The organism is Flavobacterium sp. GNP011 (assembly GCF_056428925.1).
Window position 1 is genome coordinate 19,254 of record NZ_JBWJVJ010000018.1, and the last position, 24,920, is coordinate 44,173.

Below are 24,920 nucleotides of genomic sequence, written 5' to 3' on the forward strand. Positions count from 1 at the left end.
TCATATTGATTAAAAATTATAAGTCCCCAAATGTAGATTTGGGGACTTTTTTGTTATTTAAAAGGTGTTGACCATTTTGTATCTACATAGACATTTGTTCCAGTTAAGGTTTTTAGAAAGGCGATTAAAGCGTCTACTTCTGAGGCATTTAAATTTAATTTTTGACCAAAACCATTTGGCCTTAACCTTGGGTCTAGATTCGTGTTTCCAATAGCTAGGTTTATTGTGCCGTAATGGCCAATTACATTTTGAAGCGTATTCAAATTTGCGGTATGCATGAAGGCGCCATTGGTACTTCCATCTGCTTTTACCAAGTCTCTAAGTGATGGTGATTTAGTGTTTCTAATATCAATTCCATTTCCATTTAGAATACCAATTATGCCGTTGTTTCTGCTATTTGGATCAATACTAAATTCAGGAGCTTGATGGCAAGCTGCACAACCTACACCTCCTGCTGTTCTATTTCCGGTAGCGTCAAAAACAGGCGGTGTTAAAAATAAATTTTTACCTTGGTTTTCTTGAGCTGTAAAATTAGGAAACTGTTGGTTATCATTTGCAACAAGAGCTCGACCAGCATCATATTTTGCATCGAATGATTGAATGCTTCTTACGAATTGTGATAAAGCTAACTGAATTTTGTTTTCAGTAATATCTTCGGATCCGTATACAAACTTGAACAATTCTTTATAATACCCTATGTTTTGTAGTTTAGTAATTAATGTAGTAAAGTTGCCATCGCCTAATGTACCACTAAAACCCATTTCAATATGGTCTTGAATAGGTTGGGTTACTTGATTCTCTAAAGTTGAAGCTCTCTCATCCCAAAAGAATTTATTTTCATTTGAAAATCTAGTATTTATTAATCTCATGGAGTGTCTACTAGTTGTTCCGTTTACTCCTGTACTAGCTGCTGCAACATCTCCAAAAGCATTTGCTTGAATGTGACAAGAGGAGCAGGAGATGGTATTTTTTGACGATAAATTCTTATCGTAGAATAAGACCCGTCCTAAAGTAGCACCTTTATCTGTAATGGCATTCCCTGCAGTATTATCTTTAGTGATATAGCTAGGAATCGTTTGGTTCGAATAATTATCCAGTTTGTTAACATTTATTTTGCCGGTAAATGTTGTTGTAATATTAGGATAGGGATCAATAGCCACATATTCATTTGCGTCATCATTTTTACTACAACTTAGAACTAAAATTAAGCCGATTAATAATGTGAATTTTTTCATAATGATTCTATTAATGTTAATATTATATGAATTATATCATTTATTTTGATATTATTTAGATTATGTTTATCAAAAATAGTTTAATTTATGATGATTTTTAATTTGATAACACTTTATTTTATGAGATTTTTAATTTTAAATAAAGTTCCACTTGTTAAATATTGCATAATATTTTAAATTTTAAAGTGTTTGTTTAGTTTATCATAAAATATTAATTACTTTTGCACCCGTTATCACGAATCCTTCAATAGGATAGCAACCTGCAACAACAAGCAAGGTGCTAAAACGATAAGCCAAATCTTTTGGAAAAAATGTTGTTACATTCCCAATACCAGCTTTGTTTTTCGTCATAACACTTAATTTAAAATTATTTTTATGACAAATTTTACTAAGGAATCTGGAAATCCTTTTGCATTGATTCCGCTATTTATTTTTATTTTTACTTTTTTAGGTGCAGGTATTTTGCTTAATGATTTTTATGCTTTTCCTTCTCCTGTTGCTGTTTTAGTAGGCATTGTTGCTGCTTTTATTTTATTTAAAAACAGTACAGAAGATAAAGTTGATACTTTAATTGCTGGTTGTGGTGATAGTAAAATTATAACCATGTGTTTGATTTATTTATTTGCAGGCGCTTTTGCTGTGGTGAGTAAAGCCATGGGTGGAGTTGATGCAGTTGTGAACCTAGGTATTAATACCATTGATGCAGCGTATTTTCCGTTGGGAATTTTCTTAATAGCCTCGTTTTTATCAACTGCTACAGGTACTTCTGTTGGAGCTATAGTTGCAATAGGACCTATTGCAATATCACTTGCTGATAAAAGTGGTGCTTCAATGCCATTGATAGCAGGCGCTTTACTTGGTGGCTCTATGCTAGGAGATAATTTATCAATGATATCAGATACTACTATAGCTGCCACTCAATCTCTAGGTTGTGATTTAAAAGATAAGTTTAAGATTAATTTGTTTATCGCGCTTCCGGCGGCAATTGTAACTGTTTTAATTTTCTTTTATTTGGGATTTAATTCAGATGTTGTTTCTGTGGATATTGCAAAAAGTGATTACTCCTTATGGGCTATCTTACCTTATGTTTTAGTGATAATTTTAGCAGTTGTAGGTGTCAACGTTTTTTACACTTTACTATTAGGTACCATAATTGCTGGTTTTATTGGTTTTTACAATGATTCTTTTACAGTAATGGAGTTTACTCAGAAAATTTATGAAGGATTTACAAGCATGACAGATATCTTTTTACTTTCAATGCTTACAGGTGGATTAGCAGCTATGGTGGACAAGGCTGGTGGTATAACATGGGTTTTGAATCAGATAAAGAAAAGAATTAAAAGTAAAAAATCAGCACAAACAGGAATTGGAGTATTAGTAGGTTTTGCAAATTTAGCTATTGCAAATAATACGGTTTCTATTGTTATTACGGGGCCCATAGCAAAGGAAATTAATTATGAATACGGATTGAGCGCTAAAAAATCGGCTACTATATTAGATATTTTTTCATGTGTAATACAAGGTATATTGCCTTATGGTGCTCAAATATTGTTGATATTAAACTATGCAAATGGTAAATTAAATTTTATAGATATTTTAAGTAATGCGTGGTATCATTTGTTTTTACTAGTATTTACATTGATTGCTATTTATGCTGCTTTTTGGGATAAATTAGCATACCGTTTTTTGAAGGTTTAATTGTAAAAATTATTGTTCATAATCAAAGCTAAATTTTTTTTAAAAAAGGAAATAGTATATATTTGGCAAGTCGTTTTTAGCCCTGATAGCAACGGAAATCCTTTTGGGTACGCGACAGCGGACCTAAAAGATTGCAGTGAATAGCAGGAATAGCTTCAAATAAAAAATAAACTAATTTTTGAATATGAAATTACTAGAAGGAAAAGTTGCCATTATCACAGGCGCAAGTCGCGGAATTGGAAAAGGGATTGCAGAGGTTTTTGCTAAACATGGAGCCAATGTTGCTTTTACATATAGTTCATCAGTAGAATCTGCGATGGCTTTAGAAAATGAGTTAAACGCTCTAGGTATTAAGGCAAAAGGATATCAATCAAACGCTGCAGATTTTAACGAAGCGCAAACATTTGTGGATGCTGTTTTGGCTGATTTTGGAACGGTTGACGTATTGATTAATAACGCTGGAATCACAAAAGATAATTTATTGATGCGTATGTCCGAAGAAGATTTTGACAACGTGATGGATGTGAATTTGAAATCGGTTTTTAACATGACAAAAGCGATTCAACGTACATTTTTAAAGCAACGTGCGGGATCGATTATCAATATGAGTTCAGTGGTAGGGGTAAAAGGTAATGCAGGACAAACGAACTATGCGGCTTCAAAAGCGGGTGTAATTGGTTTTTCAAAGTCTGTAGCACTGGAATTAGGATCTCGTAATATTCGTTGTAATGTAATTGCGCCAGGATTTATTGAAACTGAAATGACTGCGAAGTTAAACGAAGATGTAGTAAAAGGCTGGAGAGATGGAATTCCGTTAAAAAGAGGTGGCTCTACAGAGGATGTGGCTAACGCGTGTCTTTTCTTTGCATCTGATATGAGTGCTTATGTTACAGGGCAAGTATTGAATGTTTGTGGAGGAATGCTTACTTAGGTTTGCGAAATGAGTATTTAATTCATTCTACACTTTTATTGAATTCTAGATTACATTTAAGTTTTCAAATTTAAAATATTTTAATAAACACTACATGACAACATCTACCTTGCTACTATTAGTTTTATCATTATTAATAGCGGGCGTATTGTCATATTTTCAATATTTACACAAAGCTAAAAACAAATCAAAATTGAGTTTGTTTTTAGCTTTTTTTCGTTTTACCTCTATCTTTTGTCTGTTTTTATTATTGCTAAATCCGATAATAACTCGAGATAATTTAATCATCACAAAGACACCTCTTGCCGTTGTAGTTGATAATTCGAGTTCTATAGCTTTTCTTAAAAATGAAAAGAAAACTAAAGCAATTCTCCAAAACATTCAGAGCAATACGGCTTTGAATGATAAATTTGACGTTCAAGTTTTTCAATTTTCTGAGGATTTTAGTCCGTTATCAAATATTGATTTTAAAGGCAGTCAAACCAATATTGATCTTGTAGCGAACAATCTAAAAAGTATATTTAAAAATACAGTTTTCCCAACGGTTTTGCTTACTGATGGAAATCAAACATCAGGTAACGACTATGTTTATAGTTTTGATCCATCAAATAGAGTATTTCCTCTTGTAGTAGGGGATACTGTTACTTATCTTGATTTTAAAATCAATCAGTTGAATGTGAATAAGTATGCTTTTCATAAAAATAAATTTCCAGTAGAAGTATTTTTACAGTATTCAGGTACAAAAGCTATGGAAGCTGATTTTTCATTGTCTCAAGGGAAAACTATTTTGAATAAGCAAAGCATGCGTTTTTCTCCTTCAAAACGAACACAATCCCTAACGTTGTTTTTACCTGCAGATAAAATAGGATTACAACTTTATAAAGCGACAATTACTTCAAAGGTAAAAGAAAAAAACACCTTTAATAATGTAAAGAATTTTGCAGTTGATGTTATAGATCAAAAAACAAATATTGCAATAGTATCAGCAATAAATCATCCGGATTTAGGAGCGTTAAAACGAGCAATAGAAGCTAATGTACAGCGTAAAGTTACTGTTGTTAAACCAAATGATATTAAAGATTTAACACCATATTCGGTTTTGATTTTGTATCAACCTAATTCAGAGTTTAAATCAGTTTTTGATGCCAATAAAAAATTGAAAATCAACAGCTTTATTATCACTGGTAATAGTACCGATTTTAATTTTTTGAACAATCAGCAAAATTCTCTTAATTTTAAAATGAGTGGGCAAAAAGAGGATTATTTACCTGTTTTTAATAATCAATTTAATTTGTTTGCCGCTGAAAACATTGGCTTTGAAAATTTCCCTCCCCTCCAAAATCCATTTGGCACTATAACTACAAATGCGGGTGTTACCGTATTGTTATCGTCAAGAATTAGAGCAATTGATACGAAAATGCCTTTACTAGTTTTTGCAGAAAGTCAATCTGGTAGAAATGCTTTTTTAATGGGAGAGAATAGCTGGAAATGGCGTTTGCAGTCTCATGTAACTCATAAATCTTTTGAAAAATACGATGTTTTTCTTGATAAAATTATTCAGTTTCTAGCTTCAAACAATTCCAAAAAATCATTGGTGGTGGAGCATGAACGTTTTTACAACTCAGGAGAGCCTATTGAAATTATGGCTCAGTTTTTTAATAAAAATTATGAATTTGATGAAAAAGCTCGACTATCTATTTCGTTAAAAAACAAAAGCAATAAGCAAACTAAAAATTACGATTTAGTTAAAGGGAACAATACTTACAAAGTCAATCTTGATGGTTTAAAGGCGGGATCTTATGATTTTGTAGTTCAAGAATTTAATTCTAAAACGTCCTATACAGGTAGTTTTGAAATTTTAGATTTTGATATTGAAAAGCAATTTGTAAATTCAGATGTTGAAAAACTAAGCCAATTAGCAACTCATACTAGCGGAATGGTATTTTTTGCAAATCAAGAAGAACAATTAATAAAAACCCTACTCGATAGTCAAGAATACAAAGCGATTCAAAAAAGCAATAGTGTTAAAACACCATTGATAGACTGGATTTGGTTACTCATAATTATTGCTATTTCACTTGCTACAGAATGGTTTGTACGTAAATACAATGGTTTACTATAATTCAGATTTATTATGGATTTTAGACTAAAAGTTTTTTATACTGTTGCCAATCGATTGAGTTTTACAAAAGCTGCAACTGAATTGTTTATCACTCAACCCGCCATTTCAAAGCACATACAAGAGTTAGAAGAACAATACGGAATTAAATTATTTGATAGAAACGGTTCTAAAATAGCATTGACACACGCTGGAACTGTATTGTTAAAACATGCCAAAAATATTTTTGAAATGTATCGTGAGATCGATTTTGACATGAGTACGCTGATTAATAAGCGCTCAGGATTGTTGCGATTGGGTGCGAGTACGACAATTTCACAATATATTATTCCGCCATTATTAGCTAAATTTCATTTAAAACTACAGGACGTCAAAGTAAGTTTGTTAAACGGCAATACGGAACAAATTGAGCATGCATTGGTACAGCAAGAAATTGAAATAGGCATTGTAGAAGGGCAGTCTAAAAATAAATTAATAAAATACATACCATTTTTAAAAGATGAATTGGTTTTAGTTTGTAATAGCTCCAATCCGCTGGTGCAACGAGATGAGATTGAGCTAACTGACCTTAAAAAAATGCAGTTTTTAATACGTGAACAAGGTTCAGGAACACTTGAAGTAATTGAGCATGCTTTAAAACCTTTTGAAATTAAAGGTTCTGATTTGCAAGTAGAAATGCAATTGGGAAGTACTGAAAGTATTAAATCGTATTTATTGAACTCTGATTGTGTTGCCTTTATGTCAATTCATGCGGTGCAAAAAGAGCTTCAAAACAATGAATTGGCTATTCTAGACATTAAAGACTTAGTAATAGAACGTTATTTTTATATCATTACATTACAAGGAAAAACAGATTCTTTGTCAGAATTGTTTATTCAAAATATTTCGAATCATTATAATTTAAAGTTATAGTAGATTATAATTTGCAATTGGCGCTTTTAGATTAATGTACGCACCTTTGTAAAGTACTAATACAACAACTTTACATTGGAAATTCCTCATAAAGATATTCATAAACAATCCTATTTATTTTTTAGCGAAAGTAAACTTATTCAACAACTCTTTTTTGTTGGGATGCTTTTACTTTGTACCACCGTTTTTGTTTCTCCTCCAATTGCTTTAGGATTAGGATTGATTGTGGCTAATGTATTTGGGCATCCTTTTTTAGTATGGAATCAAAAAGCTACCAATTACTTGTTGCAATTTTCAGTTGTTGGTTTAGGTTTTGGTATGAATGTTCAAAGCGCAATGGCTGCAGGAAAGGAAGGCTTTTTATTTACCATTATTTCAATTGTTAGTACATTGATTTTAGGAATTTTGTTGGGTAAATGGTTTAAAGTTGAAAGTAAAACATCTCATTTAATTTCTTGTGGAACTGCAATTTGTGGTGGAAGTGCTATAGCAGCAATTGCACCAGTAATCAAATCTGACGAAAAACAAACCTCGGTAGCGCTAGGAGTGATATTCATACTAAATTCGGTTGCTTTATTTCTATTTCCGGCTATAGGTCATTATTTTAATGTTTCTCAAAGTGATTTTGGAATGTGGTGTGCCATCGCAATACATGATACCAGTTCTGTTATTGGAGCAGCTAGTAAATATGGTCCTGAGGCATTGCAAATAGCGACAACCGTAAAATTAGCTCGGGCATTGTGGATTATTCCAGTTGCTTTATTCACGGCTTTTATTTTTAAAAACAAATCGGGTAAAGTGAAAATTCCATATTTTATCGGATTCTTTATTTTGGTGCTAGTTGCCAATACATATTTGCCACAAGTGCAGATTTTTGCACCGCAATTGGTTTCCATTTCTAAAATAGGACTCACGATTACCTTATTTTTGATTGGAGCAGGTTTAAATAGAAAGGTTTTAAAATCAGTTGGATTTAGACCACTTGTTCAAGGAATAATACTTTGGATTTGTATTGCGAGTTTTACTTTTATATGGATTGTTTTGTTTTAAATTTAAAAATAAACATTTAGATAATTATTATAGTTCAATCAAAAAATTATTTAGAAAGGATTTAACATAATCTCAAAATGTTTTTCTTTATTATCACAAATTAATGAAATACATTTGCTTTAAAAAAATAACATTTAATGAAAAATTTTAAATTTAAATCTACAATTATTGCATTATCGTCAGTTGGAGTTGCCTTTTTTTTAATTTCATGGGGCGTAATTGGTCATGAGCGTATCAACAGAGCAGCTGTTATGGCATTGCCTAAACCACTGCAGACTTTCTTTTACAATCATATTGATTTTATTACTCAGGAATCAACAGTTCCAGATTTAAGACGCAATGTTTTGAATGATAAAATGGAACCACCACGTCATTATTTTGATATGGAAAACTTTGGTGATGCAGCTTCTTTTCCTAAAACAATGGAGGAAGCTAAAGCAAAATATGACGAAAAGTTTTTAACCAAAAATGGAATCTTACCTTGGCATATTCAGGATTTAATGGTGAAATTAACAAAGGCTTTCAAAGAAAAGAGAAAAAACGAAATCCTTTTTATTGCTGGTGATTTAGGACATTACATTGCAGATGGTCACATGCCTTTGCATACTTCAGATAATCATGACGGTCAAAATACAGATCAAAAAGGAATTCATTCTTTGTGGGAAAGCCGCTTACCAGAGTTGTTTGCTAAGGATTATAAATTCAACGTTCCACAAGGTGTGTATTTAGAAAATGTGGAGAAAGCAACTTGGGATTTGATTTTTGATACACACAGCTTAGTAGAGCCGTTATTAGCGATTGATAAAGAATTAAGAACAGCAACACCCGAAAACAAAATTTTTGTTACTGATGCAGCTGGTGAAATTGTAAAAAATAAATACGGAGGTACCATGTATTCTGATGAATATGCAAAACAATTGCATGCTGATATGAACGGAATGGTTGAAAAGCAAATGCGAAAAGCTATAACTGTTACAGCTAGTTTTTGGTATACGGCTTGGGTAAATGCAGGAAAACCTGATTTGAGCAATTTAGATACTCCAGAATTGACTAAAAGAAATAGCAAATTGCTAAAAAAAGACATGAAGACGTATTTGAAAGGGAATCTTTTTGGTTTAACAAGCGATAAAGAATAAGCTGTAATAATTTAAAAATGAAGCGGGTGATACTTATGTTTCACCCGCTTTTTTTTGTTAATTTATTTTTTGATATTTTTTATTCTTTAGGATATCAGATGCTGATTGGTAATAGGAAATGGTTTCTTTAACAAGATCGGTTCTCTCGTTTTTTAAGGGAACTTGATCGTAATAAATTTGAAAAATTGGATCCACTTTTTGGTCTGTTTTTAAATGCAACTCAAATTGTTTAACCCTCTGTTTTGGTGAAATAATGGTTAAAACGCTATCCTTTATTAATCCTAAATCTTGATACGTAGCAATCAAAGCTCTTGGTTTATAGTCTGCTTTTAGTACGTCTTGTCCATAAAATTTACTTTGGTAATCAAAATTTAGAAGTCCAAATACCGTAGGCATAACATCTATTTGTGACATTAGGTTAGTGTATTGAGCTGGTGCAATATAACCAGGACTGTAAATCATAGCAGGAATACGGTATTTATCAACCGGTAATTCTGTTTTTCCTGCACTTGATGCACAATGATCAGCTAGAATTACAAAAACCGTGTTTCCAAACCAAGGCTGTTTTTGTGCCATTTCAAAAAATTTGCGCATAGCATAATCCGTATACTTCACTCCGCCATCACGTGATTTAGCATCTCCAGGAATATCTATTTTTCCATTCGGGTACGTAAAAGGTCTGTGATTGCTAACAGTCATGATGTGATTGAAAAAAGGTTGCCCTGTTTTTGCTTCTTGATTCATTATTTTAATAGCCTTTTGATACATATCTTCGTCACAAACACCCCAAATATTGGCAAAAGTGATTTCTTTAGGTTCAAATGTTTTTTTGTCTACAATTTCATAGCCATTGCCTGTGAAAAAATCCTCCATATTATCAAAAAAAGCATCACCTCCATACATGAATTTAACTGCATATCCCTTTTGCTTGAAAATGCTCCCTGTTGAAAATTTATTTTTATTGTCTTCGCGCTTCACAACACTTTCACCTGCAGTAGGCGGAAAGCATAAGGTTACGGCTTCAAGGCCTCTTACGGTTCTATTTCCAGCCGCATAAAGATTGGTGAAAACCAAACTTTTTGTCGCCAAACTATCTAAAAAGGGAGTAATACCATTTTCGTTACCATACATTTTCATAAATTCAGCACTGTAACTTTCAATCGTGATTAAAACAACATTTTTATGTTGTTCAGCAGCTACATTTTGAATGTTTCGTAAAGAGCTATTGTCTGTAATATTTGGAATTTGTTGCTTTAGCTGAGAAAATGCTTCATGAGTTGGTATCGTTTTATAAAATTTGAAGTAATCCAATTCGCTATGTACGAAAGCAAAATAAAATTTATAAATGCCGTTGGCTTGTAGCTCATTCGCAAATACATTTCGAGAGTTTTCTTTCGTCGATAAATAAGGTAATGCAAGCAATGCGACACCAAAAAGGAAGAGATAGATTCCTGATATTTTAATTTTTTGTGTAAAAGTGGGAATGTTTTCTATATAGCTTTTTGTTTTTTGGACAATGAAATACGTAATAATTCCCGCTAATGCAAACAAAGCTGAAAACAATGGAATAACGGGATAAGATTCCATTATGTTTCCTATTACTTCATTAGTATAAATTAAATAATTGACTGCAATAAAATTGTAACGAACACCAAATTCATTCCAAAAGAAATATTCACTGATACCATTTTGTAAAATCAACAGAACATATAGTAAAATAACAAAAGAGAACAACCAAAACCGAATTGTTTTACGATATTTCGGTAAAAAAAGTAGAAGTCCAAAAACGAGCGTTTTGATAGAAAGAAAACCAATTGCAATTTTTGGTAATGCGCTACCATATTCGTTCAAAATAGTATTGCCAAAAGCTACATAACAAAGTAGCGCCACAAAGAACCCTAAAATTATATATCCGTATGGGGAATAGTATTTCACATTTGATATAAATAAAAGGTAAAGCCATAAAAATAAACTTAAGGGCACAAAAATTAATGCATCCGATAGAAATCCTAAAATGAATATTGAAAAAGTTTCAATAATAGTAAAGGAGCTTTGAGTAATAGGATGAAAAAATAAAATCAACCGGACTATAAAGCTAATACTAACAAAAAACAATAGTAAATATTTGAAAGGCGACGTTATCTTAAAAAGCTTCATGTTTTATATTTTATCGCAAAAATAACTATTATTAAGAAAGTGTTATTTTAAGATTTGCTTAATGTTAGCAATAAGATTAATATTGACTTAAGAATGTCTGTTGGACAAACTAGTAACCAATAAATTAAATAATTTTACAAAGAATTTTAATTCAAGGTCAAATGAAGAAATCCATTATTTTTTTATTCCTCATGATAGGAACAATAGGTTTTTCACAAAGCTGGAAAACATCTTTTACAGAAGCAAAAGCTCAAGCAGCTGCCGAAAACAAAAATATACTTTTAGTTTTCTCAGGATCTGATTGGTGTGCGCCTTGTATTAAATTAGATAAAACCATTTGGCAATCGGAAGAGTTTAAAAGTGAATCTGCTCAAAAATGGGTGATTTATAAAGCTGATTTCCCAAAGAAGAAAGCCAATTTATTGCCAGCAGAATTAATCGAAAGCAATAAAAAATTAGCTGAGCAATATAACAAAGCAGGGAATTTTCCGCTGGTACTTTTATTAAATCCTTCTGGATCAGTATTGGGAATTAGTGGTTACAAAAACGTGAGTCCACAAGAATATATTCAATTGATACATTCTTTCGAACAAAAATGAAAAAAACAGCCTTAATTATAGCGTTAATTTGCTGCTTATCAGTAGATGCCCAAATCATTCACAAACGAAAATTGTTTATGTTAGGAAGTCCATTTGAGGTTACTGCTGTTGCAAAAGATACTATTGCCGCAAACGTTTACATAGATTTGGCTATAGCCGAGTCGAAACGAATTGAGAATTTAATCTCAGATTGGATTCCCACCACTCAGATTTCTCAAGTCAATAAAAATGCGGGCATAAAACCCGTTAAAGTCGATGCTGAAGTTTTTGAATTGGTCGAAAGAGCCATAAAAATTTCGAAGTTAACCATTGGAGCTTTTGATATTTCGTATGCTTCGATGGATAAAATCTGGAAGTTTGATGGATCTATGAAAGAAATGCCTACAGAAGAAGCAATCAAACAATCAGTATCGAAAATTGGCTATCAAAACATCATATTAGACCCTAAAGAGCAGACTGTTTTTCTGAAATTTGAAGGAATGAAATTGGGTTTAGGAGGAATAGGACAAGGATACATTGCCGACAAAATAAAAAGTTTATTATTTTCCAAAGGGTGTTTGTCAGGAATTATAAATGTTTCGGGAGATATTAATGCATGGGGAAAGCAACCTGACGGGAAACCATGGACTGTGGGAATTGTAAACCCTGTAAATAAAAATAAAATTTTTGCCACTTTTCCACTTACTGATAGCGCGGTGGAGACTTCAGGGAGTTACGAGAAATTTGTTGTTTTTAATGGTAAAAGATACTCACACATCATCGATCCAAGAACGGGTTATCCTGCAACGGGAATTGTAAGTGTGTCTGTATTTGCAAAGCAAACAGAAATTGCAGATGCCTTAGCTACAGGGATTTTTGTGCTAGGAGTAGACGTTGGTTTGGATTTAGTCAATCAAATAAAAGGAGTAGAGTGTATCATTGTAGATGATACGGGTAAAGTTCATTCATCAAAAGGAATAGATACCAAAAACACAATCAATTAAATAGTAGTGCGATGATAAAGAAATTAGGATTAATGCTGGTAGGATTGTTTGTTTTGCAATCTTGTAGTGCGGTAAAGGAATATGAAAAAGAAAAAATTAATGATCCTGATATGAAGCTATCAGCAAGAACAGCAGAGCGTTACGAAACTTCTTTTCAAATCTACCGTGAAGCTTCAGCTGGAGCCAATGGTGGTAAATCAGGTGGTGGTTGTGGTTGCAATTAACATTGCAAATATTTGACTTTAATAGCAATTCAATTTAAAATGAAGATAAAAATTATAGCACTCTTGCTAATTGGAACGGCAACTGTATTTGCACAAGATACAACCAAGGAACCTGCATTTAAAAAGCGCGTATTAGAAACTACCGAAGTTGATTTTTTGGCAAGTTATTATACGCAAGATGGCTCAAGATCCGCTGTTTCGGGAGGACTTGGTTCTGAAAAACTTTCGGATGTCGCTTCAAATATTGTAGTGGCAATGCCATTAAATGACGATGATGTTTTGACTATTGACCTTGGTATTTCGGCTTATTCGTCAGCATCTTCTAGTAATATTAATCCGTATGACGCTGCAAACAGCACGCCTTGGCAAGCTTCATCTGGAGCTTCTCAAAGCGATCAACTTACATCAATTGTTGCTAATTACAGCCATAGTAGTGACTCACGAGATCTTATTTGGAACGGAGATGTGTCTTTTTCTAATGAGTATGATTACACTTCTATTGGAGTAGGTGGTGGAGTAGCACGTTTGTTCAATGAAAAAAATACAGAACTTAGCGTAAAAGTTAATGCCTATTTGGACCAATGGAGACCTATTTACCCAAAAGAATTATCAGATTTCAATGATAATGGCACAGGTTTTTTAAATCAAGGTATTTTTAATGGTAGAACTATTTGGGATCAAAACGGACAAGCATCGACGGCTTATTTACCAAGTGCTTTCAAGCCAGTTACGGCAGTAAATAGGAATTCGTTTTCTGCTTCATTTGGATTTTCACAGGTTTTAACCAAGAAATTACAAGTTTCGTTTTTCTTTGATGTGTTGCAACAACAAGGACTTTTATCCTCACCGTATCACAGAATGTATTTTGCTGATAAAGCGAACTTTTATGTAGGGCTGCCGCAATTCATTGCTAATTATACCAATGAAAACAATAAAGGAGCGTATCAATTAGCCGATGATATTGAGCGATTGCCTGATACTCGTTTTAAACTTCCAATTGGAGCACGATTGAATTATTATGTAAATGAACGTGTTGCTTTGCGAACCTATTACCGCTATTATTCAGATAATTGGGACATACAATCGCATACCGCGAGTATTGAAGTTCCAGTAAAACTTACAGAGAAGTTTACGGTATTCCCAATGTACAGGTACTACACACAAACACAGTCTAAATATTATGCGCCTTACGAAACCCATTTGTCAACTGAAAAATTTTACACCTCAGATGCTGACCTAGCTACTTTTGATGCCAATCAATATGGTTTTGGGGTGAATTATACAGATATTTTTACAGCTGCGAAAGTTTGGAAATTTGGACTAAAAAATATTGATTTTAGATTCAATCATTATAAACGAAGTGATAATCTTACAGCCGATATTGCAACTGTTGCATTTAAATTTATAATGCAATAAAGCTTAATTTTACAAAAAACGAAACATGCACTTATTAATTGTAGAGGATGAGGCTGGGATTATTCAGTTTTTGAAACAAGGATTAGAAGAAGAAGGCTACACCGTGAGCAGCGCCGTTGATGGGAGTCTTGCATTTGATAAAATCCAAAAGGAAAATTTTGACCTTATTTTATTAGATTGGATGTTGCCAAAAATGACAGGATTAGAGCTGTGCAAAGCCATTCGGTTGAAAAACAATACTACTCCTATTATTTTTTTAACTGCTAAAGATACGGTTCAAGAAACTATTGAAGGGTTGAAAGCAGGAGCAAACGATTACATTAAAAAACCATTTAGTTTTGATGAATTGTTAGAACGAATCAAGATCCATTTTAGGAATCAAGGTGAGATTACAAAACTGACTTTAGGAAGTATAACAATTGACTTAGCGCAGCATAGGGTTTTAGTAAACGATGCGGAGGTTGCCTTTACACAACGTGAATTTGAGCTTTTGACTTACTTAATAAAAAATAAAGGTAAAGTTTGCACTAGAACACAAATTATTGAAGATGTTTGGGACATTCATTTTGAATATGACACTGGTGTTATTGATGTTTTTATGAATGCTATTCGTAAAAAATTGAATTTAAAATTAGAACAAGACAATATAAAAACTGTGCGAGGAGTAGGGTATATCGCTAATGATTAAATAAAAAATGCAACAACTTTCATTTAAAAATAGAATTGCACTCAATTATATTGTCACCACAGCATTATTGATTTTTGTGGTTTTTTGTATTATCTATTCGATCGTAAAATTTAGTGTGTACAATCATGTCAATACTGATATTGATAGTGAGGCAGATAAGCATTTGAGCGAAATTGAAATCGTTGGCAATTCATTTCATTTGATTCACAAAGAGGAGTGGAAGGAACGCGAACACAATACACTTGATGTGAATCCTGTTTTTATTCAGTTTATTGATCAAGAAGGAAAATTAATTGAAAAGTCACCAAATCTTAAAAATAAGACTTTATCTTTTGATCCTAAGCATGTTTCAAATGTACTTTTTGACGATGTTCTAGCCAATAGCGCCATCAGGCAAATGCAGGTTCCTATTTACAATAAATCTAAAATTATTGGATATTTAATCGTTGCTATGTCACTTGAAGATGCTACGATGGTTCTTGATAATATCTCCAAAGTATTGATTATTACTTATCCTCTAATTTTATTAGTCCTTTTTTTTCTCGCTCGTTTTATTGCCGGTCGCTTTATAAAGCCCATCAGTTCTATTATAACAACCTCCAATGATATAACAAAAGACAATCTATCATCGCGTATATCGCTACCTCCGCAACAGGATGAATTGTATGTTTTATCTCAAACAATAAATAATTTATTGAACCGTATTGAAACTGCGGTGGAACGTGAAAAACAATTCACGTCTGATGCATCTCATGAACTTAGAACTCCTTTAACTGTGATTAAAGGTACACTTGAAGTGTTGATAAGAAAACCCAGAGAACATGCCGAATATGCAGAGAAAATAAAATTTTGTGTTAATGAAGTAAACCGCTTGAATAATTTAGTAGATCAATTGTTATTGTTAGCTCGTTTTGAAAATCAAAAGCAGACGCTAAAAACAGAAAAAGTATATTTAAATGCCTTATTTTTAGATACTATTTCTCGATTTTCATCGATCATTCAAAGCAAGAAAATCAATGTTAGCAACAATTTTGCTGCAGAACATTACACAGAAACAGATGGGTATTTATTTTCGATTGTAATTAACAATTTAATTTCGAACGCTTTAAAATATTCTCATCAAGATGGAAGCTTAACAATAGTTTTGAAAGAAGTTGATTCAATAATTGAATGCCATATTAGTGATACCGGGATAGGAATTCCTGCCGAAGATGTGGATAAAATTTTTAATCAATTTTACAGATCTCAATCCAGTAGTCATCCCGAAATTAAAGGGACTGGTTTAGGTCTTTCTATTGTAAAAAGATTGTGTACTTTGCTCAACATTGATATTGCGATTAGCAGTCAAGAAAACAAAGGAACCACTATTATTTTAAGATTATTTGAAGCATAACTTAAGTAGTTCTTAAGGAATTTGTTATCTTTCAACCTTACTTTTGGGGTATAAAAAAGATTAAAATGCTTGAAAAAATAATTGTTTTCAGTTTAAAAAACAAACTCATTGTTTTACTATTCACACTCGGAATTTTTGGATTTGGTCTTTTTTCTGTTTTCCAAATTTCAATCGGTGCAGTTCCAGATGTGACCAATAACCAAGTTCAGATAATCACAACTTCTCGCAATCTTTCAACGCAAGATATTGAACAATTTATCACCTATCCAGTTGAAATTGAAATGGCTAATTTGCCTGGAGTAAAGGAAATTCGATCGATTTCTAAATTTGGTTTGTCTGTTGTCACTATTGTTTTTGATGAAAATTTAGGAACCTATCTTCCAAGACAACTAATCGCCGAGAAAATCAAGACGGCTTCGGAGAAAATTCCGCAAGGTTTTGGAACACCAGAAATGGGTCCAATCACCACAGGACTAGGTGAAATTTACCAATATACATTAGAAGTAAAACCAGAATTTAAAAACAATTATTCTGTAACAGATTTGCGCACTATTCAGGATTGGGTAGTAAAACGCCAGTTATCGGGAATCAAAGGTGTTGTGGAAATCAATACTTGGGGTGGTTTTTTAAAACAATATGAAATTGCAATTAGTCCATCGAGTTTAAAAGCGATGCACATCACTACCTCGGATGTTTTCACCGCTTTGGAAAAAAACAACAGTATTGCTGGTGGAGCCTATATCGAAAAAGTAAATCAAAGTTATTTCATAAGAGGCGAGGGAAAAGTAAATTCACTTGAAGATATTGGAAATATTGTGGTTTCAACTACAAATGGTTTGCCGGTTTACATCAAGAATGTAGCGCAAGTTCGTTTTGGCCATGCCAATCGTTTTGGTGCGATCACGGGCAATGGCGAAGGTGAAAAAGTTTTGGGACAAGTCATGATGCTCAAAGGCGGAAACTCTAAACAAGTTATTGATGATGTCAAGAACAGAGTTGCCGAAATCCAAAAATCACTGCCTGAAGGTGTTTATATCAATGGATTTTTAGAACGAAGTGAGTTAGTAGGAAAAACAACTTTTACCGTTGCTGAAAACTTGATTTTAGGATGCTTAATCGTAATTTTTGTTGTGGTATTATTGCTAGGAAACTGGCGTTCGGGCTTGGTTGTTGCTTCTGTTATTCCGTTATGTTTGTTGTTTGCCATTTCGTTTATGAATATATTTGGTATCGATGCCAATTTGATGAGTTTAGGTGCGATAGATTTTGGAATTATCATCGATGGCGCTGTAATTATTGTCGAATTTATTGCTTTTCAAATAGCCAGTAAATCCGCTCATTTAGGAAATCTTAGTAAGGAAGAACGCCAGCTAGAGATTGATCAAATCACTTATAAAAGCGCTTCCAAAATGATGAATTCGGCTATTTTTGGCCAGTTGATTATTCTGATTGTTTTTATTCCAATTCTATCCTTATCTGGAATCGAAGGTAAAATGTTCAAACCAATGGCAATGACGTTTAGTTTTGCTTTGTTAGGCGCCATGATTTTTTGTTTTACCTATGTTCCTGTGGTTTCTTCATTGTTTTTGAAACCAAAAGAGGAAAATCCAAACTCTATTTCAAATAAGTTAATTCATAAGTTGAATTCGTGGTATTTGCCTATTATTACTTGGGCTATAGCCAATACCAAAAAGGTTTTATATGGTGCTCTTGGTTTATTATTGCTGGCTGCAGGCTTATTTGCAACGATGGGAGGAGAATTTATTCCAACATTAGATGAGGGTGATTTTGTGATTCAGCCTGTCTTAAAAACAGGGACGTCATTAACTAAGACGATTGCAATTACTACAAAAATTGAAAAAATAATCCTTAAAAACTTTCCAGAAGTTACACAAGTTGTGAGTAGAATTGGAGCTGCGGAAGTACCTACTGACCCGATGTCTATGGAAGAAAGCGATGTCATTGTGAAATTGAAACCCAAATCAGAATGGACTTCGGCTTCCACCAAAGATGAATTGGCAGATAAAATAAAAGAAGCGTTGGAAGCGCAAATTCCGAATATGGAAATCGAATTTACGCAGCCGATAGAAATGCGTTTCAATGAATTAATTTCGGGAACGCGTTCTGATGTGGCGGTAAAAGTTTTTGGCGAAGACTTGGGTATTTTGGCTCAAAAAGCAGAGGAAATTAAAAATGCAATTGCAAAAGTAGAAGGAGCTTCGGATATTATTATCGAAAAAACAGAGGGCTTGCCACAAATGTCTGTAGTTTATGATCGTTCTAAAATTGCCCGTTATGGGTTGAGTATCGCCGATTTGAACGAAATAATTGCGCTTGGCTTTGCCGGAAAAACCGTTGGAACTGTTTTTGAAGGCGAAAAACGTTTTGATATGGTCGTGCGTTTGGATCAAACCAACCGACAAGACATTGAGGATTTACGCAATTTATATGTTCCAACTCCAAACGGCGAACAAATTCCATTGCGTGAACTGGCTTCTATTGAATATACTGAAGGTCCTGCGAAAATTTCTAGAGATAATACCAATAGAAGAATTGTAGTGGGAATCAACGTTAGGAATCGTGATTTACAGAGTGTTGTTACCGATATTCAGAAAATTGTTGAAAACAAAATCAAATTACCATCAGGCTATTACGTGAAATATGGTGGGCAATTTGAAAATTTACAAAGTGCCAAAGCCCGATTGATGATTGCAGTTCCTATCGCATTATTTTTGATTTTTATCCTTTTATATTTTGCATTTGGATCCGTGAAAGAAGCGTTAATGGTCTATTCAGCTATTCCGTTGTCAGCAGTGGGTGGTGTTTTGTTTTTATGGCTACGTGATTTGCCGTTCAGTATTTCGGCGGGTGTTGGTTTTATTGCACTTTTCGGGATCGCAGTATTAAACGGAATTGTACTCATCGAACATTTTAAAGAACTCAAACACCAAGGAATGAAAGATATTGATGCTTTAATTTTGAAAGGAACTACAGATAGATTACGTCCGGTATTATTGACTGCGTCTGCTGCCGCACTAGGGTTTTTACCGATGGCAATTTCATCTTCTGCAGGAGCGGAAGTGCAACGACCTTTGGCAACGGTTGTTATTGGTGGATTGTTTACGGCAACTATTTTAACCATGATTGTATTGCCTATTTTATACAAAGTTTTTGAGGGTCAGTCTTTCAAAAAAGTAAAGTTTAAAAAGCATCAAAGCGCTACTTTTATCATTTTTTTACTGTTGAGTTCTTCATTTGCTTTTTCACAAAATACTAATCCAGAATTAGATAGTTTATTGTCCAAAGCAATGCAAAACAATAAAGGTATTAAAGCGGCTCAATTGCAAGTCGATAAGACTAAAGCCAATATTAAATCGGCCAATACCTTTGATAAAACCAATATTTATTACAGTTACGATCAAAATAATTTGGCACTCAATAACCAACCTTTGCGTGTTTTTGGTGTGCAGCAACGTTTTGCTTTTCCAACGGTTTACGGAGCGCAGAAAAAAGTATTTTCATCTGAATATGAAAAGGAAAAAGCTAGTTTTGAAATTCAGAAAAACAAACTTTCTTTGGCTGTAGCCAAATCGTATCAGCACATTGTTTATTTGCAACATCAAGAAAAACTCTATCAGTATTTGGACAGTTTGTATCAAAATTTCTCGAAAGCCAGCGACAGGCGTTTTGAATTAGGAGAAACCAATTATCTCGAAAAAATTACGGCTCAAGCCAAGTTTAGACAAATAAGAACTAAGCTCACGCAGAATGAAAATGATAAAAAAGCGCAGTATGAATTGTTGCAATCCTTACTTCAAACCGATGAAACCATACTTGTAAAAAGCAATAAAATTTCACCTTTAGAATCTTCTATAAATGAAACAAGTAAAACAATGTATTCCTCTTATTTAGAAAGTATTACGAGTAATTATAAAAGTCAAATTAATTTACAAAAGCAACATTGGCTACCAGATATTAACGTGGATTATTTTCAAGGAAAAAATAACGGATTGTCTCAGTCTTTGTATGGTTTTCAAATCGGAGTTGCTGTACCAATTTTATTATCGGGACAAGTTACAAAAAATAAAGTAGCACAACTTGAATTGCAAAGTTGGGAGCAACAAAAACAAAACGAAGCTATAAAAATAGAGAAGTACATCACTCAAAAAAAGAATGAATTAGCGAAACATCAGGAGGCTATAAACTACTACAATTCATACGGTAAAAAGTTATCGGATGAGATTATAAAGGTGGGAAATAACAGCTACAAGCATGGTGAGATCGATTTTTTCCAATACATTCAAAGTCTAGAAAATGCCACAACAATTCAAGTGGATTACTTAGATACTATTTTACAATTCAACCAAACCCAATTAGATTTACAATACTTAAATTTTTAATATTTTATCAATGAAAAATGCACTCTATATAATCACTATCTCACTTTTTTTATTTTCTTGCAAAGAAGCGAAAACGGAGGAGGCAGAACCAAAAGATACCGGATTAATTACAGTATCTGCAACCCAATTTAAAACCTCGGGAATGGAGATTGCGAGTCCAACAGAACAGGATTTTGATGTTACCGTAAAAGCATCTGGGAAAATTGATGTACCGCCACAAAACCGAGCTAAAGTGAACACTTTTATGGGCGGTTATGTAAAATCGACAACGCTTTTGGTTGGAAATAGAGTCACTAAAGGACAAGCTTTATTGACTTTACAAAACACTGAATTTCTGGATATTCAAAAAGAGTATATGGAAGTAGCGGAGCAACTTAATTTCTTGAAATCCGAATACGATCGCCAAAAAACCTTGTACGATGAAAAAATCACTTCGCAAAAAAACTACTTAAAAGCCGAAAGCGAGTATAAAAGAGCCAAAGCCATGCATCAAAGTTTACGTGCCAAATTGTTGCTTTTGAACATTAATCCTAGAAATGTAGAAAGAGGAATTTTGACTTCAACAATTACTATTTTTTCTCCAATAACAGGCGATATCGTAATCATGAATGCCAATGTGGGTATGTATGTAGCGCCTTCGGATGTGATTTTAGAAATTGTTGATACGGATCACTTGCATTTGGAATTAGCCGTTTTTGAAAAAGATATTTTGAATGTGAAAATTGGACAAAAAATACAATTTAAAGTTCCCGAAGCATCCAAAGAAGTATTTAATGCCGAAGTGCATTTGGTAGGAAAATCAATTGAAGGAAACGACAGAACGATTAATATTCACGGGCATTTAGACGATGCCATAAAACAAAAATTCTTAACAGGAATGTTTGTAGAAGCTGAAATAATTATCGATTCTAAAAAAGGATTAGCGATTCCTTCTGAAGCATTGGTGACAGAAAACAATAAAAATTTCGTACTTTTAGTCAAGAATGAAAAAAATGGATATTCGTTCCAGAAAGTAAGTGTTATAGTAGGATCGAAGTCTGAAAAGTTTGTCGAAATACTGCCAAATGCTGCAATATCTGCTTCTTCAAGACTATTAACAAAAGGAGTTTTTGATTTGGTTAATTAATAAAAAATGAAATAATGGACTTGAATAAACTTAAAGATCAGTTACAAACAGAGGTTGATACCGCCTTTTTGTACGATAGTATTGCTGCCATTCAGTCTGATGAAAATCTTTCGAGAGTTTTACTTAGTTTAGGCGAAATCGAGAAAGGACACGCAAAACACATGTTAGATAAAGTTCGTACAATAGAACCAAATTTCAACATGCCTTTGCCATCTGGTAGAGCAAAATTTCAATTGAAGTTGGGCAAAATTTTTGGATACAGCTCTATAATTAGTTCTTTATCCTCAATAGAAAAACAGTTTGCCGAAAATTCGGTTCGAAACAAAATTAAAACGGGTGAAAAACCAACTGGTTTTGAGCACAATCACCTAAATATTATTGAGGCTGTAAATAATAATGCTGCTCTAAATGTTTCTGGAGGGCTTCTGTCTAAATTTGAGAGTCGCCATAAATCCGTGGGAGGAAACGCCTTACGTGCGGCAGTTTTGGGTTCTAATGATGGATTGGTTTCTAATATGAGCTTGGTCATGGGCGTTGCTGGCGCAGCCGTTTCTAATGATACGATATTGTTAACCGGAATCGCAGGACTTTTGGCAGGCGCTATATCAATGGCTTTAGGTGAGTGGCTTTCGGTACAAAGTTCCAGAGAATTAAACCAGCGCCAAATTGATTTGGAAACCGAAGAATTAGAAGCTTCTCCCGAAGAAGAAAAAAAAGAATTAGTTTTATTGTATCAAGCCAAAGGAATGAATGCAATCGAAGCACAAAAATTGGCTGACAAAGCTTTTGAAAATCCGCAAACAGCGATTGATGCCATTATCACGGAGGAATTAGGAATTGACAAAGAAGAATTAGGAGGATCAGCCTGGGAAGCAGCTACAGCATCGTTTGTGCTTTTTGCAATTGGAGCGATTATTCCGTTATATCCTTTTATGTTTTTAGACGGGAAAAATGCAATTTTACTGAGTGTCGGAAGCAGTGTCGTTGGGCTTTTTGGCATAGGAGCAGCCATCACTTTATTGACAGGAAAAAGCATTTTATTCTCGGGATTCAGACAAGTGGCTTTCGGTTTGTTAGCTGCAGCAGTTACCTACGGAATTGGTTCGTTAATTGGCGTATCCTTAGCAGGATAAAATTCTGAAAAATTAAATATCACTAATAAACACTAACTTAAACTATTAAATTATGAATGATGCACACTTACACCTAGTTGTAAACCATTTTCCTATTATTGGAACAATCCTTGGACTTGGGATTTTAATCGCTGGAATAGTACTCAAGAATAAATCAGTACAAAACACCGCTTATGTATTATTTGTCATTGCAGCTGTTTTTGGCTTTTTTAGCATGTCTACTGGGGAAGGAGCAGAGGAAATGGTGGAAGATTTCCCAGGAATAGGAAAAGCAATTATTCATGAACACGAAGAAATGGCCGAAAAACTTGCACTTGTTTTATATGCGCTAGCGGTTACATCATTGTTTGGCCTTTATTCAAATTTGAAAAACAAGTCAAAAGCAAATCTAGTTTCTTATATCGCGACAGTAGTTGCAATCATTGCCGTGTTTTTTGCACAACAAACGGGCACAACAGGAGGCGAAGTTCGTCACACTGAAATAAGAACTGAAAGTGCTGCTGCGGATAGTAATACTGAGAAAATTGCTCCTACAAATGAGGAGGAAAAGGAATAAAAAAATATTTTAACAAAAAAGAAACATTTAGTTAAAGTATTAATTGCTTTTTAATTAAAAAAGAATCTATATTTGCAAAGAAAAATAAAAGCACATGTTTACAATACAATTACATCATCATCATTTTCATTATTGCTCTCAAGCGATGTGTTAATGGTATGCATGTAAATCATCATATTTAAAAACCCGTTTGAGTACATCAAACGGGTTTTTTATTACCCCACATTGTACTCAAACATTATCATTCTAAAAAAAACAAAAAACAAAAAACAAAAAAATGAGTACATTAAAAATTGCAATTCAAAAATCAGGTCGTTTAAACGAAGACAGTATTCAAATTCTAAAAGATGCGGGTATATCCATTGATAACGGAATCGACCAATTAAAAGCCGAAGCATCTAACTTTCCACTTGAAGTTCTATATTTAAGAAATTCAGATATTCCACAATATTTAATGGATGGCGTAGTAGATATTGCCATTGTTGGAGATAATTTATTGGTTGAAAAAGGCGGAAATATTGAAGTCATTCAAAAATTAGGTTTTTCAAAATGCAAAGTATCTGTTGCTGTACCTAAATCTTTTGAGTACAAATCTGTAAAAGATCTTGACGGAATGCGCATCGCTACATCTTATCCTAAAACGGTACTTGATTTCTTTAATTCAAAAGGTGTTACGGTTGACATTCACCAAATTTCAGGTTCGGTTGAAATTGCTCCAAACATTGGTCTTGCTGATGCTATCGTAGATATTGTATCCAGTGGAAGTACCTTATTTAAAAATAATTTAAAAGAGGTTGAAGTTATTTTCAAAAGTGAAGCGGTTTTGGCTGTTTCGCCAAAAGTAAGTCCAGAATCTCAAAAAATTATCGACACGTTGAAATTCAGAATCGAGTCGGTTTTAAGAGCTAGAAAATCAAAATACATATTGATGAACGTTCCTAATGATAAAATTGAGGCAGTTGGTAAAATTCTTCCAGTTTTACGCAGCTTAACCGTTTTACCATTGGCGCAAGAAGGTTGGAGCAGTGTACACTCTGTAATTGATAAAGATACTTTTTGGGATGTTATCGATCAGTTGAAAGAGGCTGGAGCCGAAGGTATCTTGGTATGCCCAATTGAAAAAATGGTCTTGTAAAGACTTTAGTGTATAACTTATTTTAGTAA

General features: G+C 33.4%; 19 protein-coding genes and 1 riboswitch. Of the genes, 17 read left to right on the forward strand and 2 right to left on the reverse strand.

The genetic code is table 11. The features are described 5' to 3' along the window. Nucleotides 1–53: 53 nt before the first annotated feature. The gene (locus tag AC061E_RS13565; RefSeq protein WP_478286718.1) at nt 54–1,235 is read right to left on the reverse strand and encodes a cytochrome-c peroxidase; all 1,182 of its coding nucleotides are present in this window, start codon (nt 1,233–1,235) and stop codon (nt 54–56) included. A gap of 225 nt (nt 1,236–1,460) precedes the next feature. Then, a riboswitch (SAM-I-IV-variant riboswitch) is annotated at nt 1,461–1,557 on the forward strand. A gap of 53 nt (nt 1,558–1,610) precedes the next feature. Between AC061E_RS13565 and AC061E_RS13570 the strand changes: the two genes are divergently transcribed. The 6 genes from AC061E_RS13570 (at nt 1,611) to AC061E_RS13595 (ending at nt 9,081) form a co-directional block, all read left to right on the forward strand. Next, on the forward strand, nt 1,611–2,933 hold the full coding sequence (locus AC061E_RS13570; protein ID WP_478286719.1) for a Na+/H+ antiporter NhaC family protein: 1,323 nt from the start codon (nt 1,611–1,613) through the stop codon (nt 2,931–2,933). 184 nt (nt 2,934–3,117) lie between these two features. Further along, on the forward strand, nt 3,118–3,864 hold the full coding sequence (fabG, locus tag AC061E_RS13575; RefSeq protein ID WP_144890891.1) for a 3-oxoacyl-[acyl-carrier-protein] reductase: 747 nt from the start codon (nt 3,118–3,120) through the stop codon (nt 3,862–3,864). A gap of 94 nt (nt 3,865–3,958) precedes the next feature. Then, the gene (locus tag AC061E_RS13580; protein ID WP_478286720.1) at nt 3,959–5,986 is read left to right on the forward strand and encodes a hypothetical protein; all 2,028 of its coding nucleotides are present in this window, start codon (nt 3,959–3,961) and stop codon (nt 5,984–5,986) included. A 12-nt stretch (nt 5,987–5,998) separates the two neighbouring features. Then, nucleotides 5,999–6,895 carry a LysR substrate-binding domain-containing protein gene (locus AC061E_RS13585; RefSeq protein ID WP_478286721.1) on the forward strand — a complete coding sequence of 299 codons (897 nt, stop codon included), beginning with the start codon at nt 5,999–6,001 and terminating at the stop codon, nt 6,893–6,895. A 162-nt stretch (nt 6,896–7,057) separates the two neighbouring features. Next, on the forward strand, nt 7,058–7,945 hold the full coding sequence (locus tag AC061E_RS13590; protein ID WP_478286775.1) for a YeiH family protein: 888 nt from the start codon (nt 7,058–7,060) through the stop codon (nt 7,943–7,945). A 137-nt stretch (nt 7,946–8,082) separates the two neighbouring features. Then, a complete protein-coding gene (locus AC061E_RS13595) occupies nt 8,083–9,081 on the forward strand; it encodes a zinc dependent phospholipase C family protein (RefSeq protein ID WP_478286722.1) in 999 nt (332 codons plus the stop codon). A gap of 57 nt (nt 9,082–9,138) precedes the next feature. Here AC061E_RS13595 and AC061E_RS13600 read toward each other — a convergent pair whose 3' ends face one another. Next, nucleotides 9,139–11,238, reverse strand: a complete 2,100-nt coding sequence (locus tag AC061E_RS13600; protein ID WP_478286723.1) for an LTA synthase family protein — start codon at nt 11,236–11,238, stop codon at nt 9,139–9,141. 161 nt (nt 11,239–11,399) lie between these two features. Here AC061E_RS13600 and AC061E_RS13605 point away from each other — a divergent pair, with 161 nt between their 5' ends. The 11 genes from AC061E_RS13605 (at nt 11,400) to hisG (ending at nt 24,891) form a co-directional block, all read left to right on the forward strand. Continuing rightward, nucleotides 11,400–11,837, forward strand: coding sequence for a thioredoxin family protein (locus AC061E_RS13605; protein ID WP_478286724.1), 438 nt, complete (start codon nt 11,400–11,402; stop codon nt 11,835–11,837). Beyond that, complete coding sequence (locus tag AC061E_RS13610) at nt 11,834–12,820, forward strand: FAD:protein FMN transferase (protein WP_478286725.1); 987 nt, start codon at nt 11,834–11,836, stop codon at nt 12,818–12,820. Before AC061E_RS13605 ends, AC061E_RS13610 begins: the two co-directional genes overlap by 4 nt. Nucleotides 12,821–12,831: 11 nt before the next feature. After that, nucleotides 12,832–13,044 (forward strand): DUF4266 domain-containing protein, encoded by a 213-nt coding sequence (locus AC061E_RS13615; protein WP_478286726.1) that lies wholly within the window; start codon nt 12,832–12,834, stop codon nt 13,042–13,044. A 39-nt stretch (nt 13,045–13,083) separates the two neighbouring features. Next, nucleotides 13,084–14,460, forward strand: coding sequence for a DUF3570 domain-containing protein (locus tag AC061E_RS13620; protein WP_478286727.1), 1,377 nt, complete (start codon nt 13,084–13,086; stop codon nt 14,458–14,460). Between the two features lie 25 nt (nt 14,461–14,485). Continuing rightward, nucleotides 14,486–15,148: a response regulator transcription factor gene (locus AC061E_RS13625; RefSeq protein ID WP_478286728.1), complete on the forward strand. Its 663-nt coding sequence runs from the start codon at nt 14,486–14,488 to the stop codon at nt 15,146–15,148. Between the two features lie 7 nt (nt 15,149–15,155). Next, complete coding sequence (locus AC061E_RS13630; protein ID WP_478286729.1) at nt 15,156–16,541, forward strand: sensor histidine kinase; 1,386 nt, start codon at nt 15,156–15,158, stop codon at nt 16,539–16,541. Nucleotides 16,542–16,606: 65 nt separating this feature from the next. Then, nucleotides 16,607–20,941: a CusA/CzcA family heavy metal efflux RND transporter gene (locus AC061E_RS13635; protein ID WP_478286730.1), complete on the forward strand. Its 4,335-nt coding sequence runs from the start codon at nt 16,607–16,609 to the stop codon at nt 20,939–20,941. A gap of 10 nt (nt 20,942–20,951) precedes the next feature. Next, nucleotides 20,952–22,067: an efflux RND transporter periplasmic adaptor subunit gene (locus tag AC061E_RS13640; protein ID WP_478286731.1), complete on the forward strand. Its 1,116-nt coding sequence runs from the start codon at nt 20,952–20,954 to the stop codon at nt 22,065–22,067. 14 nt (nt 22,068–22,081) lie between these two features. Further along, nucleotides 22,082–23,200, forward strand: coding sequence for a VIT1/CCC1 transporter family protein (locus AC061E_RS13645; RefSeq protein ID WP_478286732.1), 1,119 nt, complete (start codon nt 22,082–22,084; stop codon nt 23,198–23,200). A gap of 52 nt (nt 23,201–23,252) precedes the next feature. Then, nucleotides 23,253–23,756 (forward strand): DUF2231 domain-containing protein, encoded by a 504-nt coding sequence (locus AC061E_RS13650; protein WP_478286733.1) that lies wholly within the window; start codon nt 23,253–23,255, stop codon nt 23,754–23,756. A gap of 277 nt (nt 23,757–24,033) precedes the next feature. Next, nucleotides 24,034–24,891, forward strand: coding sequence for an ATP phosphoribosyltransferase (gene hisG / locus AC061E_RS13655; RefSeq protein WP_478286734.1), 858 nt, complete (start codon nt 24,034–24,036; stop codon nt 24,889–24,891). The last annotated feature ends 29 nt before the right edge of the window (nt 24,892–24,920 follow it).

Bases quoted from the DNA above. Each gene is read 5' to 3' on its own strand.
- AC061E_RS13565 (WP_478286718.1), bottom strand. From the start codon at position 1,235: ATGAAAAAATTCACATTATTAATCGGCTTAATTTTAGTTCTAAGTTGT.
- AC061E_RS13570 (WP_478286719.1), top strand. From the start codon at position 1,611: ATGACAAATTTTACTAAGGAATCTGGAAATCCTTTTGCATTGATTCCG.
- fabG (WP_144890891.1), top strand. From the start codon at position 3,118: ATGAAATTACTAGAAGGAAAAGTTGCCATTATCACAGGCGCAAGTCGC.
- AC061E_RS13580 (WP_478286720.1), top strand. From the start codon at position 3,959: ATGACAACATCTACCTTGCTACTATTAGTTTTATCATTATTAATAGCG.
- AC061E_RS13585 (WP_478286721.1), top strand. From the start codon at position 5,999: ATGGATTTTAGACTAAAAGTTTTTTATACTGTTGCCAATCGATTGAGT.
- AC061E_RS13590 (WP_478286775.1), top strand. From the start codon at position 7,058: ATGCTTTTACTTTGTACCACCGTTTTTGTTTCTCCTCCAATTGCTTTA.
- AC061E_RS13595 (WP_478286722.1), top strand. From the start codon at position 8,083: ATGAAAAATTTTAAATTTAAATCTACAATTATTGCATTATCGTCAGTT.
- AC061E_RS13600 (WP_478286723.1), bottom strand. From the start codon at position 11,238: ATGAAGCTTTTTAAGATAACGTCGCCTTTCAAATATTTACTATTGTTT.
- AC061E_RS13605 (WP_478286724.1), top strand. From the start codon at position 11,400: ATGAAGAAATCCATTATTTTTTTATTCCTCATGATAGGAACAATAGGT.
- AC061E_RS13610 (WP_478286725.1), top strand. From the start codon at position 11,834: ATGAAAAAAACAGCCTTAATTATAGCGTTAATTTGCTGCTTATCAGTA.
- AC061E_RS13615 (WP_478286726.1), top strand. From the start codon at position 12,832: ATGATAAAGAAATTAGGATTAATGCTGGTAGGATTGTTTGTTTTGCAA.
- AC061E_RS13620 (WP_478286727.1), top strand. From the start codon at position 13,084: ATGAAGATAAAAATTATAGCACTCTTGCTAATTGGAACGGCAACTGTA.
- AC061E_RS13625 (WP_478286728.1), top strand. From the start codon at position 14,486: ATGCACTTATTAATTGTAGAGGATGAGGCTGGGATTATTCAGTTTTTG.
- AC061E_RS13630 (WP_478286729.1), top strand. From the start codon at position 15,156: ATGCAACAACTTTCATTTAAAAATAGAATTGCACTCAATTATATTGTC.
- AC061E_RS13635 (WP_478286730.1), top strand. From the start codon at position 16,607: ATGCTTGAAAAAATAATTGTTTTCAGTTTAAAAAACAAACTCATTGTT.
- AC061E_RS13640 (WP_478286731.1), top strand. From the start codon at position 20,952: ATGAAAAATGCACTCTATATAATCACTATCTCACTTTTTTTATTTTCT.
- AC061E_RS13645 (WP_478286732.1), top strand. From the start codon at position 22,082: ATGGACTTGAATAAACTTAAAGATCAGTTACAAACAGAGGTTGATACC.
- AC061E_RS13650 (WP_478286733.1), top strand. From the start codon at position 23,253: ATGAATGATGCACACTTACACCTAGTTGTAAACCATTTTCCTATTATT.
- hisG (WP_478286734.1), top strand. From the start codon at position 24,034: ATGAGTACATTAAAAATTGCAATTCAAAAATCAGGTCGTTTAAACGAA.